This window comes from Streptomyces sp. SX-6 (assembly GCF_059089585.1).
Genome location: NZ_JBTHHU010000001.1, coordinates 447,520 through 467,684, shown reverse-complemented (window position 1 = coordinate 467,684; position 20,165 = coordinate 447,520). Strand labels below are relative to the sequence as shown.

Annotated in this window: 21 protein-coding genes and 1 tRNA gene; 9 read left to right on the top strand and 13 right to left on the bottom strand. The window is 68.8% G+C overall.

Annotation, left to right across the window (positions count from 1 at the left end; translation table 11 throughout):
* Positions 1 to 16 precede the first annotated feature (16 nt).
* The 5 genes from ACV530_RS02325 to ACV530_RS02305 all read left to right on the top strand — a co-directional run bounded on the left by ACV530_RS02325 (position 17) and on the right by ACV530_RS02305 (position 5,630).
* Positions 17 to 1,087 (top strand): LLM class flavin-dependent oxidoreductase, encoded by a 1,071-nt coding sequence (locus ACV530_RS02325; protein ID WP_494330481.1) that lies wholly within the window; start codon positions 17 to 19, stop codon positions 1,085 to 1,087.
* Entirely contained in the window at positions 1,084 to 2,403 is a 1,320-nt protein-coding gene (locus tag ACV530_RS02320) for an NtaA/DmoA family FMN-dependent monooxygenase (RefSeq protein ID WP_494330480.1), read from the top strand. The genes ACV530_RS02325 and ACV530_RS02320 overlap by 4 nt, the downstream gene beginning before the upstream one ends.
* Before the next feature lie 199 nt (positions 2,404 to 2,602).
* A complete protein-coding gene (locus ACV530_RS02315) occupies positions 2,603 to 3,505 on the top strand; it encodes a S1 family peptidase (protein WP_494330479.1) in 903 nt (300 codons plus the stop codon).
* A gap of 140 nt (positions 3,506 to 3,645) precedes the next feature.
* Positions 3,646 to 4,506 carry a slipin family protein gene (locus tag ACV530_RS02310; protein ID WP_494330478.1) on the top strand — a complete coding sequence of 287 codons (861 nt, stop codon included), beginning with the start codon at positions 3,646 to 3,648 and terminating at the stop codon, positions 4,504 to 4,506.
* A gap of 218 nt (positions 4,507 to 4,724) precedes the next feature.
* Positions 4,725 to 5,630: a S1 family peptidase gene (locus ACV530_RS02305; protein ID WP_494330477.1), complete on the top strand. Its 906-nt coding sequence runs from the start codon at positions 4,725 to 4,727 to the stop codon at positions 5,628 to 5,630.
* Positions 5,631 to 5,710: 80 nt separating this feature from the next.
* On the opposite strand, the gene ACV530_RS02300 is transcribed toward ACV530_RS02305, so the two are convergent.
* The 5 genes from ACV530_RS02300 to ACV530_RS02280 form a co-directional block, all read right to left on the bottom strand.
* Positions 5,711 to 6,145 (bottom strand): subtilase-type protease inhibitor, encoded by a 435-nt coding sequence (locus tag ACV530_RS02300; RefSeq protein WP_494330476.1) that lies wholly within the window; start codon positions 6,143 to 6,145, stop codon positions 5,711 to 5,713.
* A gap of 455 nt (positions 6,146 to 6,600) precedes the next feature.
* A complete protein-coding gene (locus ACV530_RS02295; RefSeq protein WP_494330475.1) occupies positions 6,601 to 7,608 on the bottom strand; it encodes a DUF3533 domain-containing protein in 1,008 nt (335 codons plus the stop codon).
* 237 nt (positions 7,609 to 7,845) lie between these two features.
* Positions 7,846 to 8,661 carry an STM4013/SEN3800 family hydrolase gene (locus tag ACV530_RS02290; protein WP_494330474.1) on the bottom strand — a complete coding sequence of 272 codons (816 nt, stop codon included), beginning with the start codon at positions 8,659 to 8,661 and terminating at the stop codon, positions 7,846 to 7,848.
* Positions 8,662 to 8,701: 40 nt separating this feature from the next.
* Complete coding sequence (locus ACV530_RS02285) at positions 8,702 to 9,451, bottom strand: nucleotidyltransferase family protein (RefSeq protein ID WP_494330473.1); 750 nt, start codon at positions 9,449 to 9,451, stop codon at positions 8,702 to 8,704.
* Between the two features lie 284 nt (positions 9,452 to 9,735).
* Positions 9,736 to 9,975, bottom strand: coding sequence for a DUF7848 domain-containing protein (locus ACV530_RS02280; protein ID WP_494330472.1), 240 nt, complete (start codon positions 9,973 to 9,975; stop codon positions 9,736 to 9,738).
* A gap of 200 nt (positions 9,976 to 10,175) precedes the next feature.
* Between ACV530_RS02280 and ACV530_RS02275 the strand changes: the two genes are divergently transcribed.
* Entirely contained in the window at positions 10,176 to 10,913 is a 738-nt protein-coding gene (locus ACV530_RS02275) for an XRE family transcriptional regulator (protein ID WP_494330536.1), read from the top strand.
* Between the two features lie 78 nt (positions 10,914 to 10,991).
* Here ACV530_RS02275 and ACV530_RS02270 read toward each other — a convergent pair whose 3' ends face one another.
* Positions 10,992 to 11,927, bottom strand: a complete 936-nt coding sequence (locus ACV530_RS02270) for a major capsid protein (RefSeq protein ID WP_494330471.1) — start codon at positions 11,925 to 11,927, stop codon at positions 10,992 to 10,994.
* A gap of 692 nt (positions 11,928 to 12,619) precedes the next feature.
* On the opposite strand from ACV530_RS02270, the gene ACV530_RS02265 reads away from it, so the two are divergent.
* Positions 12,620 to 13,012 carry a hypothetical protein gene (locus ACV530_RS02265; RefSeq protein ID WP_494330470.1) on the top strand — a complete coding sequence of 131 codons (393 nt, stop codon included), beginning with the start codon at positions 12,620 to 12,622 and terminating at the stop codon, positions 13,010 to 13,012.
* Between the two features lie 557 nt (positions 13,013 to 13,569).
* On the opposite strand, the gene ACV530_RS02260 is transcribed toward ACV530_RS02265, so the two are convergent.
* Entirely contained in the window at positions 13,570 to 13,791 is a 222-nt protein-coding gene (locus ACV530_RS02260; protein ID WP_494330469.1) for an HNH endonuclease, read from the bottom strand.
* Between the two features lie 113 nt (positions 13,792 to 13,904).
* On the opposite strand from ACV530_RS02260, the gene ACV530_RS02255 reads away from it, so the two are divergent.
* Complete coding sequence (locus ACV530_RS02255) at positions 13,905 to 14,081, top strand: antitoxin (protein WP_494330468.1); 177 nt, start codon at positions 13,905 to 13,907, stop codon at positions 14,079 to 14,081.
* A gap of 98 nt (positions 14,082 to 14,179) precedes the next feature.
* Here ACV530_RS02255 and ACV530_RS02250 read toward each other — a convergent pair whose 3' ends face one another.
* The 6 genes from ACV530_RS02250 to ACV530_RS02225 form a co-directional block, all read right to left on the bottom strand.
* Entirely contained in the window at positions 14,180 to 14,320 is a 141-nt protein-coding gene (locus ACV530_RS02250) for an HNH endonuclease (protein ID WP_494330467.1), read from the bottom strand.
* A 271-nt stretch (positions 14,321 to 14,591) separates the two neighbouring features.
* Positions 14,592 to 14,666 (bottom strand) — tRNA-OTHER (locus ACV530_RS02245).
* Positions 14,667 to 15,247: 581 nt separating this feature from the next.
* Positions 15,248 to 16,099, bottom strand: a complete 852-nt coding sequence (locus ACV530_RS02240) for a recombinase zinc ribbon domain-containing protein (RefSeq protein ID WP_494330466.1) — start codon at positions 16,097 to 16,099, stop codon at positions 15,248 to 15,250.
* A gap of 156 nt (positions 16,100 to 16,255) precedes the next feature.
* Positions 16,256 to 16,879: a recombinase family protein gene (locus ACV530_RS02235; RefSeq protein ID WP_494330465.1), complete on the bottom strand. Its 624-nt coding sequence runs from the start codon at positions 16,877 to 16,879 to the stop codon at positions 16,256 to 16,258.
* 126 nt (positions 16,880 to 17,005) lie between these two features.
* Positions 17,006 to 18,352 carry an MFS transporter gene (locus ACV530_RS02230; protein WP_494330464.1) on the bottom strand — a complete coding sequence of 449 codons (1,347 nt, stop codon included), beginning with the start codon at positions 18,350 to 18,352 and terminating at the stop codon, positions 17,006 to 17,008.
* Between the two features lie 160 nt (positions 18,353 to 18,512).
* Entirely contained in the window at positions 18,513 to 19,493 is a 981-nt protein-coding gene (locus ACV530_RS02225) for an SDR family NAD(P)-dependent oxidoreductase (protein WP_494330463.1), read from the bottom strand.
* A gap of 61 nt (positions 19,494 to 19,554) precedes the next feature.
* On the opposite strand from ACV530_RS02225, the gene ACV530_RS02220 reads away from it, so the two are divergent.
* On the top strand, positions 19,555 to 19,986 hold the full coding sequence (locus ACV530_RS02220) for a MerR family transcriptional regulator (protein WP_494330462.1): 432 nt from the start codon (positions 19,555 to 19,557) through the stop codon (positions 19,984 to 19,986).
* Positions 19,987 to 20,165: the final 179 nt, after the last annotated feature.

Sequence of the window (20,165 nt, the reverse complement as noted above, 5' to 3'; positions counted from 1 at the left end):
CGACTAGGGAATCCGTATGCCCCTGACCACCCCCACCCGGCCGCTCCACCTCGCCGTCGCTCTCGACCGCCGCGGCGTCCACGAGGCCGGACCGTACGTCCGCGCCGCGCGCCTCGCCGAGCGCGGCCGCTTCGACTTCGTCACCCTCGACGACGGCTTCGCCCCGCCCGTGCGCGGCCGGGGCCGGCCCGACGCGCTCTCGGTGCTCGCCGGGGTCGCCCCGGCGACCGAGCGCATCGGGCTCGTACCGGCCGTGACCACCACCCACACCGAGCCGTTCCACGTCTCCTCGGCCGTCGCCACCCTCGACTGGGTCAGCCGGGGCCGGGCCGGCTGGACGGTCGCGGTCTCGGCCACCGAGGCCGAGGCCCGCGCCTTCGGCCGCCGCCCCGCCCGGCCCCCGGCCCAGCTGTGGCAGGAGGCGGACGCGGTCGCCGACGTCGCCGCCCGGCTCTGGGACAGCTGGGAGGACGGCGCCGAGATACGCGACACCTCCACCGGCCGCTTCATCGACCGCGACAAGCTCCACTACGTCGACTTCGAAAGCCCGGGCTTCGACGGCCCCGGCTCCGGTGGCCCCGGCTTCAGCGTCAGAGGCCCCGCGATCGTGCCCCGGCCGCCGCAGGGCCACCCCGTGATCGCCGTCGACGCCACCGCCGGACCCGCCCGCGAGACCGCCGCCCGCCGCGCGGACGTCGCCTACGTCCGGGCCCGCGCCGACAGCCCGCGAACCGTCCGCGCCGCCGCCGACGGCCTGCGCGCCCGCGCCCTCGCCCACGGCAGGACACCCGGCACCGCCCCGCTCCTCGTCCTCGCCTCCCTGCCCGTCGCCCTGCACACGGCCGCCGACGCCGTCGCCCTCGCGAACCTCGTCGACGAGTGGTACACGGACGGCGTCGCCGACGGCTTCCACTTCCGGCCCGAGGACGCCGAGCGCGACCTCCCCCTCCTCGTCGACGCCACCGTGCCCGTACTCCAGCACCGCGGCCTGCTGCGCCGCTTCTATCCCGGCAGCACACTCCGGGAGCACCTCGGCCTGGTGGCCCGCCCGGCCAACCGCTACGCACCCGCCAGGGGGACCGCATGAGCCGTACGGCCACGACACGTACCGCCACGACTCGTACCGCCCGCAAGCAGATGCACCTCGCCGCGCACTTCCCCGGCGTCAACAGCACCACGGTCTGGACGGATCCGCGGGCGGGGAGCCAGATCGAGTTCGCCTCCTTCGAGCACCTCGCGCGCACCGCGGAACGCGGCCTGTTCGACTTCTTCTTCCTCGCCGAAGGGCTCAGGCTGCGTGAACACAAGGGCCGCGTCCACGACTTGGACGTGGTCGGCCGCCCGGAGTCGCTGACCGTGCTGAACGCCCTGGCCGCCGTCACCGAACGGCTCGGCCTGGCCGCCACGGTCAACGCCACCTTCAACGAGCCCTACGAGCTCGCCCGCAGGCTCGCCACCCTCGACCATCTCAGCGGCGGGCGCGCCGCCTGGAACGTGGTCACCTCCTCCGACGCCTTCACCGGCGAGAACTTCCGCCGCGGCGGCTACCTCGACCGGGCCGACCGCTATACCCGCGCGGCCGAGTTCGTCGCCACCGCCCGCGAACTGTGGGACTCCTGGCTGCCCGACGGCACACCCCGCGCCTTCGCGCACCGCGGACGGCACTTCGCGGTCTCGGGGGAGTTCGACATCCCCCGCAGCCCCCAGGGGCACCCCGTCGTCATCCAGGCCGGGGACTCCGACGAGGGACGGGAGTTCGCCGCCTCCGCCGCCGATGTCGTCTTCACCCGGCACGGCACCCTGGAGGCGGGCCGTGCCTTCCACGCCGACGTCAAACGGCGCCTGGCCGCGTACGGGCGGCGGCCCGAGGACCTGAAGATCATGCCCGGTGTGACCTTCGTCCTCGGTGACACCGCGGCCGAGGCCCAGGAGCGGGCCGCCGAGATCCGCAGGCAGCAGGTCTCTCCGCAGAACGCCCTCCTCGCACTGGAACAGGTCTGGGGCCGCGACCTGTCCTCGTACGACCCCGACGGACCGCTGCCAGCCATCGACCCCGACCCCGGGACCGAACTGACGCGGGGGAGGGCCGGGTTGGGCGACCGGCTCGCGACGGCCGCCCGGTGGCGCGCCCTGGCGGAGGCCAAGGGGCTGTCCATCCGGCAGACCGTGATCGAGGCGGGCGGCCGCGCCTCGTTCGTCGGCACCCCGCAGGCGGTGGCCGCCGAACTCGAGGCGTTCGTCGAGGCGGACGCGGCCGACGGTTTCATCCTCGTCCCCCATCTCACGCCCGGCGGACTCGACGAGTTCGTCGGCCGGGTCGTGCCCCTGCTCCAGGAACGCGGCGTCTTCCGCACCGCGTACACGGGCACGACGCTCCGCGAACACCTCGGGCTGCGGTCGTAGAGCCTGTCCGATGGACCGCCACGGCTGAAACGGTTCTTGTGCCGTGCGGGCCTCCCCGCGAATACTCGCCCGCAGCGCTTGTCAAGGGCACGGCGGGAAACGGAACGCCGTGCCCTCGGCCGCATCCGACAACCCCGACAGACCCCCACCTTCGGGAGACCCCCACTTTTGGGAGACCCCCACCTTCGGGAGGACAAACGTGAGGATCAGGCGCAAGACCCTCCACAACACCGGTAGACCGGCCAGGGCCGCCGCCCTGGCGGCAGGCATCCTGGCCGCCTCCGCCCTCGTCACGGGCACCGCCCGCGCCGACACCACGGCCGTCGCTCAACTATCCGCCGCGCGCACCGCGGTGGAGTCCGCCGATGTCGCGGGCACGGCCTGGACCGTCGACCAGGACGCGCGGACCGTCGTGGTCACCGCCGACGCCGCCGTCTCGGAGGCGGATCTCGCCAGAATCCGCGAATCCGCCGGGCCCGCCGCCGAATCGATACGCATCGAGCGCACCCCCGGCACCTTCAAGCCCCTCCTCGCGGGCGGTGACTCGGTCTACGCACCGCGCTGGCGCTGCTCCGTCGGCTTCAACGTCCGCAAGGGAAACACCTATTACTTCCTCACCGCCGGTCACTGTACCCAGGGCAAGCCGCCCTACTACGCCGACTCCGCCCGCACCACGAGCATCGGCCCCACCACCGGCACCAGCTTCCCGGGCCACGACTACGGCATCGTGCAGTACACCAACCGCGCGGTTCCCCACCCCGGCGAGGTGGACCTCTACGACGGCAGCACCCAGCGCATCACCTCCGCGGCCACCCCGAAGGTGGGCCAGAACGTCCGGCGCAGCGGCTCCACGACCGGTGTGCACGGCGGCCGGGTGACCGGGCTGAACGCCACGGTCAACTACGGCGGCGGCAACATCGTCCGCGGCCTGATCAAGACGAACGTGTGCGCCGAGCCCGGCGACAGCGGCGGTGCGCTCTTCTCGGGTTCCACCGCGCTCGGCCTGACCTCCGGCGGGAGCGGCAACTGCCGCTCGGGCGGCACGACCTTCTTCCAGCCCGTCGTCCCCGCGCTCGACGCCTACGGCGTGAGCCTGTCCTGACGCCGGCCGCCCGCGCCCCCTTCCCCGGGTCATGGCCTGCGGCGCAGGAGCCCCCGGTCCGCGCGACCGGGGGCTCGACCACGCCGCAACACGGGCATACCGTGGACATATCACCTGTCGTGTTGACGCAGGGGGCCGTGATGGTCGAAGACCTTGTGGTGGCAATGGTGGCCGCGGCGTCCGCCGGAGCGGTCTACCTGATGGCGGCGTCACGTGTGATCAAGCAGTACGAGCGCGGGGTGGTGCTGCGGCTGGGACGGCTGCGGTCCGAGATCCGGGCGCCGGGATACACCATGATCCTTCCGGGCGTGGACCGGCTGCGCAAGGTGAACATGCAGATCGTGACGATGCCCGTGCCCGCCCAGGAGGGCATCACCCGGGACAACGTCACGGTACGGGTCGACGCGGTCGTCTATTTCAAGGTCGTGGACCCGGCCGAGGCCGTCATCCAGGTCGAGGACTACCGGTTCGCGGTCTCGCAGATGGCGCAGACGTCGCTGCGCTCCATCATCGGCAAGAGCGATCTGGACGATCTCCTGTCCAACCGCGAGAAGCTCAACCAGGGCCTGGAGCTGATGCTCGACAGCCCCGCCATAGGCTGGGGTGTGCACATCGACCGCGTCGAGATCAAGGACGTCTCGCTGCCGGAGACGATGAAGCGCTCGATGTCGCGGCAGGCGGAGGCCGAGCGCGAGCGCCGGGCCCGGGTCATCAACGCCGATGCCGAGCTGCTGGCCTCGAAGAAGCTGGCCGAGGCCGCGGCGACCATGTCCGAGCAGCCCTCCGCGCTCCAACTCCGGCTGCTGCAAACGATCGTGGCCGTCGCCGCCGAGAAGAACTCCACCCTCGTGCTCCCCTTCCCGGTGGAGCTGCTGCGCTTCCTCGAGCGCGCCGAGCCCCACGGCCACGAGGCGCCCGCGGCCACTCGGCCGGCGCCCGCGGAGGAAGCCGATGTGGGCGAGACCGGTGCGGGGGAGGGCGGCGTCTCCGGTATCGCCTAGTGCGCCCCGTTTTCCGGCTGTTGTGCGTGACAGGGGCGCGCGCATGAACATACGCACGACTGGAAGTCCCCCTTGTGCACTCCCTCTTCCAGTGGGGACACTCGGACGCACAGCTTGGCATGGACGCGACCTCCTACCGGGGGGTGCGGCTGTGTCGTTCGTCCTCCGGGGCCGGAAGACCTTGTCCCCGGTCCCGACCCCCCACTGGAGGTGCCGAGTTGAAACGTTTTCGTCGGCCCGTTCGCTGGGCCCTCGCCGGGCTGGCCGCCGCCCTGCTCGCGGCCGTGGCCTTCGCCCCGCAGCAGGCACGGGCATCGTCGGGACCGGATTCCTCCGAGCTGTTCTCGCTCGAGCAACTGACCGCGGTGCGGCAGACGCTGGACGAGCGGGCCGCCATTCCCGGCACCGCCTGGGTGACGGACACCAGAGCGGGCCGGGTCGTCGTGAGCGCCGATCCGACGGTGACGGGTGCGCGGCTGGCGAAGCTCGACGCGATCGCCTCCCGGCTCGGTGACGCGGTGGTGGTGAAGAGAACCTCCACGAAGCTCACCCGGTTCATCGCCGGTGGTGACCCCATCTGGGGTGCTTCCGCCCGCTGTTCGGTCGGCTTCAACGTCGTCAGGAACGGTGCGCCGTACCTCCTGACCGCGGGTCACTGCGGCAAGGCGGTCTCGAGCTGGTCCGACACCCGTGGCGGCAGGCAGATCGCGGTGACCGAGACCGCGGTCTTCCCGGGCAACGACTACTCGCTGGCGAAGTACACGATCGCCGGCCTCGACCGGCAGAGTGTGGTGAACCTCTACGACGGCAGGCTGCAGAAGATCGACCGGCCCGGTGAGGCGCGTCTCGGGGAAGTGGTGTTCCGCAGCGGTTCGACGACCGGCCTGCACTCCGGCCGGGTCACCGGGCTCAACGCCACGGTCAACTACCCCGAGGGCCGGGTCGACGGGCTGATCCAGACCGACGTCTGCGCCGAGCCCGGCGACAGCGGCGGCCCGCTCTTCGACGGTGACGTCGCGCTGGGAATCACCTCGGGAGGAAGTGGCAACTGCCTCTTCGGCGGGGAGACTTACTACCAGCCGGTGCCGCAGGCGCTGGCGGCGACCGGGGCACACATCGGCTGACCCGGCCTCCGAAGACCGCGGTCCCCGGACACACCTCCACGGTGTCCGGGGACCGCTTTTTGTGCAGGGCGTGCAGGGCGTCAGAAGTTGAACACGGTGCCCTTGGCCGCCTTGGACTCGCAGGGGTTGCCGAAGACGTGCGAGTAGTTGACCCGCTGGCCGTCCCAGACACCCTGGGCCGTCACGACGACCGGGTTGTACTCCTTGGTGCATGCGACGCCGGGCTTCGCCGTGGTGACATCCTTGAAGTCACCCTTGGCGGCGCGCAGTTCGGCGCAGGCGCCCTTGGCGTTCGGGTGAGTGCCGCTCGCACCCGGCATACAGGTCAGGGTCACGGCCCGCAGTATGCCGGAGTCCGGTGAGTCACCCTGCCCGACGGTCAGTACCAGCGCTGAGGGCGCGTAAAGGCTCTGCGTGTGCGGGGCGGACGTGGCGCTTGCCGACGTCCCGGCCGCGAGCAGGCCGCCCAGGGCCAGCGCGGAGCCCAGCGCGATCCCCCCAGTGATGTACCGCATTCCGAACACTCCCTTGTCCGTTGGTGCAGAAGTCGTGCTGACAGCGCCCCGAAGTCTGGCCCAAGTTGTGCAGGGATGCACACGGATCGTTCACATCCGGTCGCTGGTTGAAAGCGCTCGGTAATGGCGCGGATTCGATGCGTCCGCTCGTGTGTATATGGCACGGAGTGTGGATCGGACACAACGCGATGCCTGACTTGGCCGGTAAAGGGGGGAATTAATGTTGCATGAGTATTGACCAGCGGCGATTCAGTGTTTCTACGGGGTAAACCCAACTACCGCCTTCGGAATGCCGGTTGGCACCCCCATACTGACCGATGGTTCTCACGTACGACACGCCGGGGGGCGGGATTCGGCGGTCCGGCCGAAAAGCGGCTACGGGCCGAACGGCGCTGTCCCAGCAATGGCCGAAGAGCAGCCATCCCGACTGCCCGGTACGGCATCCGGGCATGTGCTCATGGTGCTTTCCGCCCCCGCAGCACCGCCGTCGCGAAGGCGACGACCGCCCCGGCCGCCGCCCAGGCGGCGAGCACCAGCAGGGGTACGACCAGGGCGTTGCCCCGGAAATAGGCGATGGACCGGGCGGACCAGGTGCCCGCCCCCGGCGGCAGGGCCGGACCGATCGTGCGCCAGAAGCCCGGCAGCAGCGGATACGGATAGGCGCCGCCCGCACCCGGGTTGCCCAGCACCACGACGATCGCGATCGCCAGCCCGATCCCGACGACGCCCGCCACTCCTTGGAGTCCCAGCGTCAGCGCCCCCACGGCGAACACCAGCAGCGTCCCCAGCCCCCACAGCCCGAGCACGCTGCCGGGCAGCGCGTCCAGCACCGGCCCCGCGATGACCGTCCCCAGCAGACCGGCGGCGATCGCGTAGACCGCGAGGGAGGCGAGCCGGATGAGAGCCCGGTGCGGATTGGCGGGCCGCGCCCCCGCGCTGATCGCGAGGATCGCCGCGCACAGATATCCGCCCACGCACCAGCCCACCGTCAGATAGAACGCGGTCAGCGCCCGGGCGTCGCCGGGTGCCGCCGGCACGAGGTCGGTCACCCTCAACGACCGCTGCTCGGCCGCCTCCACCGCGGTCACCACCGCCTCCTCGGCCTGCGCGAGCGAGGCGCCCGCGGCGCCGGCCACCAGCAGGGTGTCGGTCGTGCCCCGCGGGTCGACGACCAGCGCCCCGTCCAGATCCCGCTCGCGGATCCCGCGCACGGCCGCCGCCTCGCCGCCGTCCACCGCCCGCGGGTCCAGCGGCTTGCCGGGCAGCGCACCGAGCCGGTGCACCAGCTTCCCGGCGAGCTGCCGCGGCGCGACGACGCCGAGGGCGATGTCGCGTGGCTTCGGGTGGTGGAAGGCGCCGATGTACGAGGTGATGAACGCGAGGTGCAGCACGAGTGCGCCGATCACCAGCAGTGCGGCCCGCCCCGTCACGGCACTGCGCACCTCCCGCAGGAATGAGGCCATGCCCCCAGCCTGCGGGGCGGCACCGGCCGCCGCAGGCGGGGCGGGCCATTGGGGTGCCCCGGTCCCGCCCTCTCACCGTCTCTTCCGGGGCTCCGCCCCGGGAAACGGAGAATCCCGATGTTCGTAAGTAAGTGTTCTGGAGCCTAGCGGCTGGTCAGAGCACGTGGTAGCCCCACCCGGCAAGGCGGTCCGGGCGGGGCTCTCCTGCGTCGGGTCGGCCGCTGTGACCTTCTGGTGTCAGGCTTTGGGGCGCTGCGCCGGGATGATGGTTTCGGCGTAGGGAACTGTCCATACCGAGGGATGCGCAACGCCGTGGCCTGAGTAGCCGTCTTCGCCGAAGGCTTCGCCGTGGTCGGCGCAGAGCAGGGCGAGCCAGGGGCCATGGCTTGGCAGACGGCTGAAGAGGCGGCCGAGGTGCCTGTCTGCGTAGCTCAGTGCAGCGCACTGGCTCTCCCATGAGTCGTCTTCTTCCCCGGGTAGGTAGACGTTGGTGGGGGTGTGCGTCGCTGAGACGTTGAGGAAGAGGAACAGGCGTTTGTCGGCTGGCTGCTTCTCCAACACTTCCAGAGCGATGTCGACTTGGTTGTGGGTCGACTCGGGGTCGTCGGTGCCGGTTTCCGGGCTCCAGTAGCTCTCTTGGAACAGGCCGGGCAGGACTCGGCCCAGTTTGGTCTGGTTGGAGAAGAAGCCCACTCCGCCGATGCACACGGTGCGGTATCCGAGCCCGGACAGCCCGGTGACGATGTCCGGGGCGTCGAAGACGTACGTGCGTGTGCGGATGGTGGTTCCTCGCAGGGAGCGGCAGGCGAAGAGCCTGCCGGGGCGACCGGGGCCGGAGGGAACGGGCAGGAAGCCGGAGAAGAACGACATGTGCGCCGGTAGTGTGAAGCTGCCTTGGGTCCGTCGTTCTTCCCACAGCCCGTCGGGCAATACCCGCTCAAGGTTGGGGCTGCCCCCTCCGTGGACAACGGCACGCGCCACGTCGTAGCGCAGTGAGTCGAACGTGATGAACAGGACGTGGTGGCTGGGGATTACCTCGTTGCCGTTGATCATGCCTTCCCCCTTCCGCTGGCGGCCCCGGTGGGCCGGGTGCCTAGGTGTCGATGTCGGTGGTGCAGAACTCGGGTGCGAGGGTGGTTCCTGCGCTGCGGACTTCCTTGGATGCCTCCATGACGTCCTTGACGGTGTCGATGCCCCGCCAGTAGCCCGAAAGCCGGTAGCCCATGAGTCGGCCGTTCTGGGCAAGGTGCGGGAAGGTGCTGTCCTCGTGGTCTCCCTTGTCGGGGAGGAGCCCGACCACGTCCGGGTTGAAGACGTAGATTCCCGCATTGATCCAGTACGGCAGTTCCGGGGACTGGACGAAGCCCCGGATGTGGTCCTGGTCGTCGATGTCGGCCACGCCCCAGTTGGAGCGGTAGGGCGACAAGGCAACGGTCACGGCGGCTTCATGCCGTTCGTGGTACTCGGCCAGGTCCGAGAGGGAGAAGGAGCTGATGACGTCACCGTTCAGGACGAAGAACGGGGCGTCCAGGTCCGGCAGTTGCTGAGCGGAGTACTTCAGGCCGCCGCCACGGCCAAGCGGCTCGTCCTCGATCGCGTATACGGCGGTGATGCCGAACCGTGAGTCGTTGCCTACGTAGTCGCTGATCATTTCGGCCTTGTAGCCGCCGGAGATGACGACGGTCTTCACACCGTGCGCGGCGAGCCACAAGAGCTGGTAGCCGATGATCGGTGCACCGGCGACGGGGACCATGGCTTTGGGTGCGTCGTCGGTGTAGGGCCGCATCCGGGTGGCTTGTCCACCCGCCAGGATCAGTGCTTGCGTGACGCTGGAGGTGTTCATGTGCGCTCCTTCGGTCTCATGGGACCGTTCTGGTCCGTGGCGGCATCCTGACAGCGCGTGATGCGGCGGCGCGGCACCTTCACCTGGTTGGAGGTTGCGCAGCCCGCTCTCTGCCGGCCCCGCGCCGGTACGGACGGGCGGTGCGGGGAGGCGATGCCGACAGAGAGCGGGGGTTCAGTGGTGGTACGGGTCGCTGATGATCGCGAGCGGAATCACGACTGCGACAGCGGTGACAACCGTCAAGGCCCAGATCGGCCCCGCCCATCGGAGGATCATGCGGCGGATCACGGCTGCCCCATCCAGGCACGCCATCCGCGCTTGACGACCTCGGTGTAGGAGTTGTGCGACGGGTTGGTTCTGACGTGTTCCACGATCCGCATGGGCCCGTCTTCCGGATCGGTACTCCGCGCGGAACCCTCGCCGCACACGTCGCACTCCTGCGCATAGGTATGGGGCTTCGCGTCCGGCTCGTCGTCGGGCTGGACGGTCCAGTCCACCAGTCGGATCACGGCACGTGTACTCATGCAGGCTCGTCCCTTCGGCAGTTGCCCCGTCAGTGCCACAGGTGTACCGGCGGGTCTGAAGGCGGCGCGGCGACCGTCAAGGCGTCATGTTGGGGTCATTCGTTGGTCGAAACGGGTGACCAACTGACGTCCCGCGCTCTACTGTCGAAGGCGTGGCCGAACCCAACACGATCCTTCGCGCCGTCAGAATCAGCCTGCGTATGTCCCAGGATGAAATGGCCCAGGCCATACGCGAGGACGGGAAAGAGCATGGTGAGCCCAACGAGTGCGCCAAGCGGAACGTGCAGCGGTGGGAGTCCGGAGACGTCGGCATGCCGCGCAAGATCTACATCAGGTCGCTGGAGCGCGTGACTGGCCTGCCGATCGAAGCTTTAGGGTTCGTCATACCGGTTCCGAACGCCCGGACGACAGGAGCGGTCGAGTCCAGCGGTCACGGACCGGTGCAAGGAGAGGCGGTAAAGGTGGGAGCCACAACAGCCCCGGGAGGTGCTGTCCCCATGACCAAGCACAACGAGCACGGCACCCTGTCGGGCATCTGGCTGTCGCGGTACGAGTACCACTCGTCTGGCCGGGATGCCGACTTCACCGGCGCACACTTCGTCGTTGTCATCCAGCATGGCAACAAGCTCACTGCACGGTCCCTGCCGGAAGGGTCCTCCAACCCCGACTCCCCGCTGACCATGGACCTGACCATAGACGGCAACGTCGTCACCGGGACATGGCGAGAAGAAACCGCCAACAACGGCTACTACGCCGGAGCGGTCTACCACGGAGCACTGCAACTGTTGGTCGAACCCACCGGTCGCAAGATGACAGGGAAATGGGTCGGCTTCGGCAAGGACTTCGACGTGAACACAGGGCCCTGGGAACTGGTCTTCAAGGACGCGTCCACCTCGAAGACCGCGATGGCCGAGTACAACCGGACCCCGGGCACGTAGCAATCACAACCGCCGACATGCAGAAAACCCCCGCACCCGTCGACCTGGTGAGGTGACGAGTGCGGGGGTTGTGAGTGATCAGCCGATGAGGACGTTGGTCAGGCGGGCGGCAGCCTTGCCGCCGAACAGGGCGAGGCCGCAGTAGAAGTCGATGCGCGCGCGGTAGACGGGCTTGTCGTGAGACTCGCCGAGGTCCGTGGCCTGTACGCCGCCGTTGGTCAGCCCGGAAACTCCGGCGTCGGCCTCGGAGGCCCCGAAGCGGACGGCGTAAATATCGCCGGTCTGCTTCCCGTTCGTACCTGCGGTGAGCGGCAGGACATCGGTTCCGTCCAGCTTCTGCCCTGCGTCCAGGAGCGGCACGCCCTTCCATGTGACGGTGCGCTTGCCTGCGATCTCCTCGCGCAAGAGTTCGCCGCCGCCGAGCCGACGGAACCCGGACTCAACCTTGGCCCGGAGCGCAGCATTCATGTACAGCGCGCCGTTGGAGCCACTGAGACCGCGTACCTGCGCGGCCAGGGCATCCAAGGTGTCAAAGAAGTCATGGCCGTTGGCGATCGGGCCAATTCCCTTCGCGTCAAGGACCTGAGCTCCCGTCAGTCGCTTACGGAGACCGTCGAAGCCCTTCGGGTTGACCTCCACATCACCGTTGAAGAACTGGTCAGCGAAGTGGACCGATGCAGCCTTGACCTTGAGGGCGGTCTGGATGGCTCGCTGGTCATTGAGGTTGCCCCGGGTCTGGACGATGAACTTGTCCACGTCCGCATCCCCGCCAAGGATGGCCAGGGTCTCGATCCGCTGGTTGAGCGTGCCCGTGCTCTCCGGGTACGCCTCATTCACAGCGCGGAAGGACACCCCGGGAAGAGCCGATTCCTCGTTGTACTTGTAGGCGTTGCCGTGGATCTGGATCAGCGGCAGCCGGTCCAGGATCGGGGATTCCTGCACGAACGTTTCAATCACACCGCGCTGCAACGTGTCGGTGGAGAGCTTTGCAGATTCAGCAAGAGTAAGAGCCATAATTCTTCTCCTTTGGAGAGCACTCATGACTACCCGTCACGTGAGCGCAAATCCGTTGCGATAGATGACACGGCCCATAGGAATGCTCAAATGAGCCATGCGAGTTTTTCGCCTCCCTGCCGACTCGACCCGGGAGGGGCAGGGGGCACCCCCCTGGAGGTAAAACGGACATCACGGCCTAATGGGCTTGACCCGCTCGGCAGCCCAACCGCCCGGTTGATGCTTCACGGTCTCGTGGTTGTGGCACTGAGTACACAGCGGCCGAAGCCTGTCCCACGCGTTCGGATTGGCCACACCCTGAGCGACCAACTGCCGTCTGCTTAGCGGGAAATGATCCGGCACGGTCGCCGTACGACCGCACAGCACACACCAGGGATGCGCGTACAGGTACCGCTTACGTATGCGCTGCCATCTGGTCCCGTAGCCCCGCTCTGTCCTGGTCCCACGCAGCCGGTTCGCTTCGCGCTCGTGCTGCTCGCAGCGGCCACCCGTGCGGGTCAGCTCAGGGCACCCGGGGACACTGCAAGGGGGGGCGGGGTCTGCGCGGCATGGGGGTATCTCCGAACAAGGGGGCGGGATCGATTTTGTCAGTCACGTACGGGTGACATGGCGCGTATCCGGGAAGTGCGCGGGACAGCCTTGCGATAAGGGCCAAACGGCATCCTGGAGGCGGCGGGAACAGGGAGGGCGGCATGAGTAACGGAGATAGGGCCGACGAGGCAGTGACGGACGCCTTCGACTTCAACGTCGATGTGAGGCTCACAGTCAAGGACGACCCCAGTACATTCCAGTTCGTCAACATGACCATCGGCACCGTCCCGCCTGGCGCTACCCAACTAGATGGCACGTGGCGCGGGGCATCCGTCTTCGTCCCGTCCACCGGGGGGAGCTTCGCCTGGGACGGCAGGTCGGGACAGGAAATCGCTGCCCTTAGCGACGGCGCGACTGGCAGCCTGGTCGTCAGCTTGCTGGGCTTCATTGGAGCCCCGGGCAAGCTCCCCGGCAGGGGCGCGTCAGGCGTCGGCAACGTGGTCGACCCAGTCACCCACCAATTCCTCCAGGACATCACCTGGAAGATCACCTGACCGCCACGTATCGGCTGCCTCACCTTCGTCATGATCCTGGGCGCGCCCAGTGGGCCGTGAGTTGCTCACCGCACACGCCGTAGGTCAGCGATCGGAACGGGCAGTGTCGCCATGTGGTAGCAGCTCCGCAGCGTCGGCCCCGGGGCAGCTCGGGACGCCCGGGGACAGAGCAAGGGGGGGCGGGGTCTGTGGGGCATGGGGGTACCTCCGAACAAGGGGGCGGGGGATCGATTCCGCAGCCCCCACACGGGGGACAGGATGTGTGCTCTCACACGTGCGCGGGCACCGTTGTGCCAAACAACCGGCTCAGCGAAATGGGGGAGTTCATGCGCCGTAGCGTCGCTGGTCTACTGGCTGTTGCAGCTGCACTCGGCTTCGTAATCGCCGGGGAGGCGCCAGCACAGGCACGCGCCCTAGCCGTGGCTTGCAGTTCCTTTCCGAGCGACAATTGCCCCCCCGGCTACCACTGCCAGGGCTGGCTACCGTTTGACCTGCTAGGTACCTGCAACGCGGATCCGTCCGCGTCCAGTCCGAGCAGAACCAGCGGACTCGAACCGCTATCGCCCGCTTCGGCCTAGCGGCGAGCCGGGCCTACTTAGGGCAGAGCAGCGCAATTGTGCGGCGCCAGCGGCCCCGAACTCCGTACTCGTCTTCAGCCGATGGCACCCCCGGCACAGCACCTGAACGTTTCCGTCCGTGTCGGTCCCTCCCAGCGCGAGGGGCCGCACATGGTCCACGTCCACAGCGGACGCGTCCCGAGGCAGGGCATCGTCACCCATTCGGGCTAGCCTGCCCCACTCCCGGCATGCCCGCTGACCGACCGTGCGCATGCTGGGGTCAGGGGCCGCCTTCAGAGGGACCCCATCACCGGCACCACCGGGAGGAGAACCCCATGTCACTCATGGACACGCTCAAGGGGCTCGTCGGCATGGGGAGGGACGCCGCTGCCGAGAACGCCGACAAGATTCACGATGCGGTAGACAAGGCCGGAGACTTTATCGATGAGAAGCCCGGCGGTAAGAACCCCGAAACGCCTCCACCCCCGGCGCCTGAACCGCCTACAGAATGACCAACCAGTCGACTGCCCCCACCTCCTCGGGAAGCGCCTTCCCGAGGGGTGCATGGGCAAGGTGCCTGGGCCGGAAACTGCACCCTTGACAGCAGCGCTCAGCCCCCGAACTCCGTCTCTGTCTTGAGTCGATGGCAGCCACGGCACAGAACATGCACGTTGTCGTCTGTGTCCTCGCCGCCGAGCGCCAACGGCCGCACATGGTCCACATCCACAGCGGACGCGGGAAACGTGCCCATGCACCAGTCGCACCAGGCACGCCCCTTGCGCTCCACGATCCGCCGGAGCCGTGCGGCAGCGTCATGCCGTTCGGCCCGTCGTCGTCCCCGTGAGCGCCGAGCCCGGACTGTGGGTCGGCTCTGGTACTGCCGGTCATGAACTTCGCAGCGTCCGCGGCGCGTTGCCGTCCCGCTGCATTCGATACAGCTCGTCATGGAGACCTCCGGTGGATCGAAATCGAAGGTGACTCGCTCCTGGAAGCGAGCCGTACGGATGTGGTTGCACTTGGAGTGCCCGCCCCCGGACTCGAACCGGGGAACTCTGCCGATTGAGTACGGCGCACCTCTACCTGTTGGGTCAGCGGGCTTGTGTCGTCCTCGCCGGCGAGGCGGGACAACATGGGGGACTGCACACGCTTCGGCCCCTTTCGGCACACCCCGAAGGGCGGATTACTCGTGGGCGGTGTAGTCCCCCGCGCGTTGCCTCACGACCTCCGCAGACCGCGCCGAGTAACGCGGGGCGCGTGATGCACGGGCAACGCTGGTTCCGAGAGCGGGCACTCAGTCCGCCGGGTTCCCCCTCGGGGTGGGTGCGCGGTAATCCCGCTCTCGGTATGTGTGGAGAGCGAGGGTTTCCCGCACCCCTTCGGGCAGGTGAGCCGTTCTCTCTCCCGGGCTGTAGTGGAGAGCGGAGGTTTCCCGAGGGGCTGTCCGGTGGCGCAGTGCCGTTTGAGGTCCCAATCTCTCTTTCTCTTAGGTTTTTTATGTGTTTCTAAAAAAGTGGTGTAAACCGTCACTCCAACACCCTCCCTCTCCGCTGTAGGCAGCCCGGAGCGCGCCCCGAGCCGGTGCGGCCCAGAGGGGAAGGCCTGTACGCCTGTCTGCGGGCATGCCGAAGCCCTGGACGGCCAAGTGATCGTCCGGGGCTTCGCCGCCTGCACAGGGCGTCTATGCGGCGGTGGTCACTGCGTCCTGCCGGAGGCGTAGGCGGGCATCGGGTGCGGGGGCATGCTCGGGGTTCTTCTCCTTCTCGACATCTCCGGCGTTGGTCGCCACCTCTTCAATGCAGGGGGTGAGATCCCCGGTGATGGTGAAGTCCACGCGGCGCAGATCGAGTGTGCGCCACCCGCCCTTGACGCCGCGCCGGATGTCCAGCCGTGCCCCCGCTTCGATGAGCATCGCCCGGCGTCCGACGGGGTCAGCAGAGTGCCAATCGTCGGCGTAGGTGCGGCCGGTGGGGATGCGTTCGCGGCGGGGCTCTACCGTCTCCCGCGACTCAAGTTCGGCCAGCCGTATGTCAAGGGCGTCTGCGTGGCGCTGCCAAGCTGCTTGCGCTGCCTTGGACTTCTGCTTGCCCTGTTGCTTCTGGTGCTCCTCGTACTCGGCCGTGGTGGCATCGATCTCGGGCTGAGGGTCATAGCCGGGTATCTCGATGGTGCGGGTGTAGGGGATGGGGCCGACGAGTCGCAGGAACTCCGCGTTCACGTACTCCTCGACCAGTGCAGCGTCGATGCTCGTGGGGGCGGGGCAGTGCTGCCCGGTCTTGCACGACGCGCACTGGTAGTTGTGGGCGCTGCGCTTGTAGTACATGCGCCGCTGGCAGCCCGAGCAGTGGATGACGCGCAGCAGGAGTGAGGTGGAGTCCCGGCGTACCGGGGCGGTCGGCTTGTCGGTGGCGGGGGTGAGCAGTGCGCCGATGCGGTCGAACTCTTCGCGGGTGAGGACTGGCGTTTCGGTGAGCATGATGGGGTTGCCGTGGTCGTCGCGCACGGGCTTGTTCTGGTGCATCTTCCAGCCCATGAGTGAGTCGGTGCTTGAGACGGGCCCAGTGCTCGGCGGGCGCGGGTACGCCCTCGGCGTTGAGGGTCTGCGCGATCGTGTGCAGCCCCATGCCGTCCACCAGCATGGCCACGATGCGCTCGATCACCTTGACGGCTTCAGGGTCCTGGACGAGGGTCAGGCCGCTTCCGCCGTGCTCGGCGGGCATGGGGCAGGCATGTAGCCGTACGGAGGTGCACCGCCGCCACGCCACCGCAGGGCCATGGTGCGCATGGCAGCCTGTGCTCCGGTGACGCGCTCCTTGATGTTCTGGGACTCCACCTGCGCCGCGAACGCCAGCATGAGCATTTGGAGCTCGGCCATGGGGTCCATGGGGTTGCGGAAGTCGAAGATCAGCCGACCCCCGCCGACCCCTTCTGCGAACACCAGGACCTTGCGGTGTTCACGGGCCCACTTGGCGAGCTCGTGCATGTCGGCCATGGACCGGATGGCACGGTCGAAGCGCCAGAACACCAACGCGTCGAAGGTATGGGGCAGGGAGAGCCACATGCCCAGTTGTGGCCGGTCGAAGGGGCCGACCTTGGACGCGGACACGTCCAGGTCGACCGCTTCGCGAAGCTCCTCACCCTCGCCGAAATCGATACCGAGGGCAGCGGCGGCAACGTCGTCGGCTTCACGCTGCCGCTCGGGGCTGGTGGTCTCGTCGGTCCACACCGAGAGACGGATACACCGGACACCGCGCAGCCTCTCGGCGAACACGGTCCCGGTGACAGTTCCTACAGGTGCGATGCTGCTCTTCATCCCCTCCGTGGGGACCAGAGCTTGCCTAGGGGCCTTGACCTGCGACGATGCCGCCTTTTCCCGATCACTCCAGAACTACCCGTCTGGAACATCGGGAAAAGGGCGGGACCGGGGCAAAAACACCCCTTACCGCCCCCGCCCCCGCACCCTCCCCCCGAGCAGGACGAACGTCAGCACCGCCCCCGCCCCCGCAACCCCCGCCGCAACGACGAAGAGCTGGTCGAGCCCGGCGACAAAGCCCGCCGCCGTCTCCCCGTGCCGGTGCAGCACCGCACCATACGCCGCGATCCCGATCGCCGAACCGGTCTGCAGCACCGTGTTGTTGACCCCGGACGCCATCCCCAGCTTCCGCGGATCGTCGACCTCCACCGCCAGGGAGCCCAGCACCGGCAGGACGATGCCGCACGCGAAGCCGGACACGGCCAGGCCCGGCAGCAGGTGCGTCCAGCCCGACCGCACGGTCACCCCGTGCATCAGCAACAGCCCGCCCCCGAGCATCAGCAGCGCACCGGACACCAGCGCCCTCCGCGGCAGCCGCTCCCCGAACGTGCCCACCAGCGGACCCGCGATCAGGATCGGTACGACAACCGCCAGGAAACACAGACCTGTTCGCATCGCGGAGTACCCGAGCACGTTCTGGAAGTACAGCGACAGATACACGAACAACGCGAAGATGCTGCCCTGCACCGCGAACGAGCCGATCTGGGTCCCCGTGAAGGCGGGCCCGCGGAAGAGCGACAGGTCCAGCATCGGCTCGGGGTGGCGGCGCTCCACGGCCAGGAACGCGGCGAACGCCACCGCCGCCCCGGCGAACAGGGCGACGATCCGGGCGCTGCCCCAGCCGTACGCGTCACCGCGCAGCAGCGCGAACGTCAGCAGCGTCAGCGTGGCCGCCAGCGTCACCGGCCCGCCCGCCTCCACCCGCCGTCGCTCCAGAACCTCCCGGCGCGGCAGCCCGCGCCCGGCGATGACCCAAGTGGCGGCCGCGACCGGCAGGTTGACGAGGAAGATCCACCGCCAGCCCAGCCAGGTCACCAGCGCACCGCCCGCCAACGGGCCGAGCACGACGGCGACTCCGGCGACCGTTCCCCGCACCGCGAAGGCGATGCCGCGCTCCCGGCTGCTGCCGTAGCACTGGCCGATGAGCGCCAGCGTCGTGGCGAACATCAACGCACCGGCCACCCCCTGCACGACCCGCGCCCCGATCAGGACACCCGCCGTCGTGGCCATGGCGCACCCCAGCGACGCCGCCGCGAACAACGCCACCCCGGCGAGGAACAGCCTCCGCCGCCCCAGCCGGTCCGCCAGTGACCCGCAGGTCAACTGCGCCGCACTCATCGCCAGGGTGTAGCCGTTCATCACCCACTGCAGATCCGCCGGCCCCGCACGCAGATCGCGCTCCATGTCCGGCAGCGCCACCGTCACCACCGTGGCGTCCAGCATCAGCATGAAGACGCCCAGCGCGACCGCCACCAGCGGCCACCACCCGGTGCGCCGCCCCTCCGAAGCCGAAGCCGAAGCCGTCAATTCCGCCGATTTCGTTGTTAATTGGCCGTCCATAACCACAACTACCCTCCCTCTAGCAGTGATAGGCGGAGACTAGCACCGCTAGAGGATGAGCTGTCTACCAGTGCTAGGCGGCGGCGAACCCGTCCACCCCCGTGAGTTCGCCCGACAGCTCCCAGAGCCGCGCCGCCGCGCCCCGGTCCAGGGCCCACGGCTTGACCCCGCCGATGAGCATGTCGTCGGTGGTGGCGGGCCCGGCGATGTCGCAGTCCTGGCAGTACGCGCCGCCGTGGCCGTCGAGCAGGGGCGAGGTCGCCGCCCATACGGCCGTCGCCGCGCCCTGGGCCGGGGACTTGAAGCCCTCGGCCGGCGTGCCGTCCTCGCTCATCCAGCCCTGGGCGATCTGTTCGTCGCGGGGGACGTGCCGCTGCAGGGGAGTGAGGATGCTGCCCGGGTGCACGGAGAAGGCGTGCAGCCCGTTGCGCGCGCCCAGGGCGTCGAGGTGCAGGGCGAAGAGGATGTTCGCGGTCTTCGACTGCGCGTAGGCGAGCCACCGGTCGTAGCCGGTGCGGAAGTGGAGGTCGTCCCACCGGATGTCCGAGAGGAAGTGCCCGGACGAGGCCACCGACACCACCCGCGCCCCGCCCGGAGTCAGCGCCGGGCGGAGGCGGTTGACGAGGGCGAAGTGGCCGAGGTGGTTGACCGCGAAGTGCGCCTCCCAGTCCGCCGGGCCGACGCGGGTCTCCGGACAGGCCATGATGCCCGCGTTGTTGATGAGGATGTCGAGGCGCCGACCGGTCGCCAGGAAACGGTCGGCGAAGGCCCGGACGCTCTCCTGGTCGGCCAGGTCGAGCGCGTGCACCTCCGTCCCCTGGATGTCGCGCACTGCGCTCTCCGCCACCTCGGTCCTGCGCGCGGGGACGATGACCCGCGCCCCTGCGCGGGCGAGGGCGCGGGTGGCCTCCAGGCCGAGGCCCGAGTAGCCGCCGGTTACCAGAACGGTCTTGCCCGACAGGTCGATTCCGGCGAGCACCTCGTCCGCGGTGCTGTGCGCACCGAATCCGGTGCCGGTCTTCTGCGGCTGTGTCGTCAGCTGTGTCGTCGTCATGGCAGCGACGCTAAAAGCTGGAGTGAAGGCGAGGTCAAGCTACCGTCTACCGTCGGGTGGCATGACACAAGATCGAGAAGCCCTGTCCATCGGCAAGGTCTCCGAGGCGACCGGGCTGAGCGTGCACGCCCTGCGGTTCTTCGAGCGCGAGGGCCTCTTCCTGCGCCCCGTCGCCCGCACCGGGGGAGGGCAGCGGGTGTACGAACCCGCCGACGTGGAGTGGCTGCTCCTGTGCAACCGGTTTCGGGCATCCGGCATGCCGATCGCCACGATCAAGCGGTTCGCCGAACTCGTCCGCTCCGGGCCCGGCAACGAGGCGGAGCGCCTGGAACTCCTCCGGGAACACGAACGCGCCGTGGAGGAGAAGATCGCCGAACTGGCCGCCGGCCTCGAGGTCATCCGCAACAAAGTCGTCGTCTACGAGCAACATCTGCGTGACGGAACCGCCGCCGGACTCTGGTCGCCGCTTCCGAACTCGCCCCGTACCGGCTGATATTCGGCCCCGCGAAAGTGGCCGGATCCGCACGCAGAAATCTGTGCCGGGCTTATTGACGCGCGAGTAACGTTCCCGCAATCTTACTGGCACGTAACTTGATGCCCTCCGAGCAGCATGCGGGCAGGCCCAGTTCGCGGTGCGGCGCTCCCCGCACCTCCCCCACCTGCGAGGTGTTC

Bases quoted from the DNA above. Each gene is read 5' to 3' on its own strand.
- ACV530_RS02325 (WP_494330481.1), top strand. From the start codon at position 17: ATGCCCCTGACCACCCCCACCCGGCCGCTCCACCTCGCCGTCGCTCTC.
- ACV530_RS02320 (WP_494330480.1), top strand. From the start codon at position 1,084: ATGAGCCGTACGGCCACGACACGTACCGCCACGACTCGTACCGCCCGC.
- ACV530_RS02310 (WP_494330478.1), top strand. From the start codon at position 3,646: ATGGTCGAAGACCTTGTGGTGGCAATGGTGGCCGCGGCGTCCGCCGGA.
- ACV530_RS02300 (WP_494330476.1), bottom strand. From the start codon at position 6,145: ATGCGGTACATCACTGGGGGGATCGCGCTGGGCTCCGCGCTGGCCCTG.
- ACV530_RS02295 (WP_494330475.1), bottom strand. From the start codon at position 7,608: ATGGCCTCATTCCTGCGGGAGGTGCGCAGTGCCGTGACGGGGCGGGCC.
- ACV530_RS02290 (WP_494330474.1), bottom strand. From the start codon at position 8,661: ATGATCAACGGCAACGAGGTAATCCCCAGCCACCACGTCCTGTTCATC.
- ACV530_RS02285 (WP_494330473.1), bottom strand. From the start codon at position 9,451: ATGAACACCTCCAGCGTCACGCAAGCACTGATCCTGGCGGGTGGACAA.
- ACV530_RS02280 (WP_494330472.1), bottom strand. From the start codon at position 9,975: ATGAGTACACGTGCCGTGATCCGACTGGTGGACTGGACCGTCCAGCCC.
- ACV530_RS02275 (WP_494330536.1), top strand. From the start codon at position 10,176: ATGTCCCAGGATGAAATGGCCCAGGCCATACGCGAGGACGGGAAAGAG.
- ACV530_RS02270 (WP_494330471.1), bottom strand. From the start codon at position 11,927: ATGGCTCTTACTCTTGCTGAATCTGCAAAGCTCTCCACCGACACGTTG.
- ACV530_RS02265 (WP_494330470.1), top strand. From the start codon at position 12,620: ATGAGTAACGGAGATAGGGCCGACGAGGCAGTGACGGACGCCTTCGAC.
- ACV530_RS02260 (WP_494330469.1), bottom strand. From the start codon at position 13,791: ATGGGTGACGATGCCCTGCCTCGGGACGCGTCCGCTGTGGACGTGGAC.
- ACV530_RS02255 (WP_494330468.1), top strand. From the start codon at position 13,905: ATGTCACTCATGGACACGCTCAAGGGGCTCGTCGGCATGGGGAGGGAC.
- ACV530_RS02250 (WP_494330467.1), bottom strand. From the start codon at position 14,320: ATGGGCACGTTTCCCGCGTCCGCTGTGGATGTGGACCATGTGCGGCCG.
- ACV530_RS02240 (WP_494330466.1), bottom strand. From the start codon at position 16,099: ATGGGCTGGAAGATGCACCAGAACAAGCCCGTGCGCGACGACCACGGC.
- ACV530_RS02235 (WP_494330465.1), bottom strand. From the start codon at position 16,879: ATGAAGAGCAGCATCGCACCTGTAGGAACTGTCACCGGGACCGTGTTC.
- ACV530_RS02225 (WP_494330463.1), bottom strand. From the start codon at position 19,493: ATGACGACGACACAGCTGACGACACAGCCGCAGAAGACCGGCACCGGA.
- ACV530_RS02220 (WP_494330462.1), top strand. From the start codon at position 19,555: ATGACACAAGATCGAGAAGCCCTGTCCATCGGCAAGGTCTCCGAGGCG.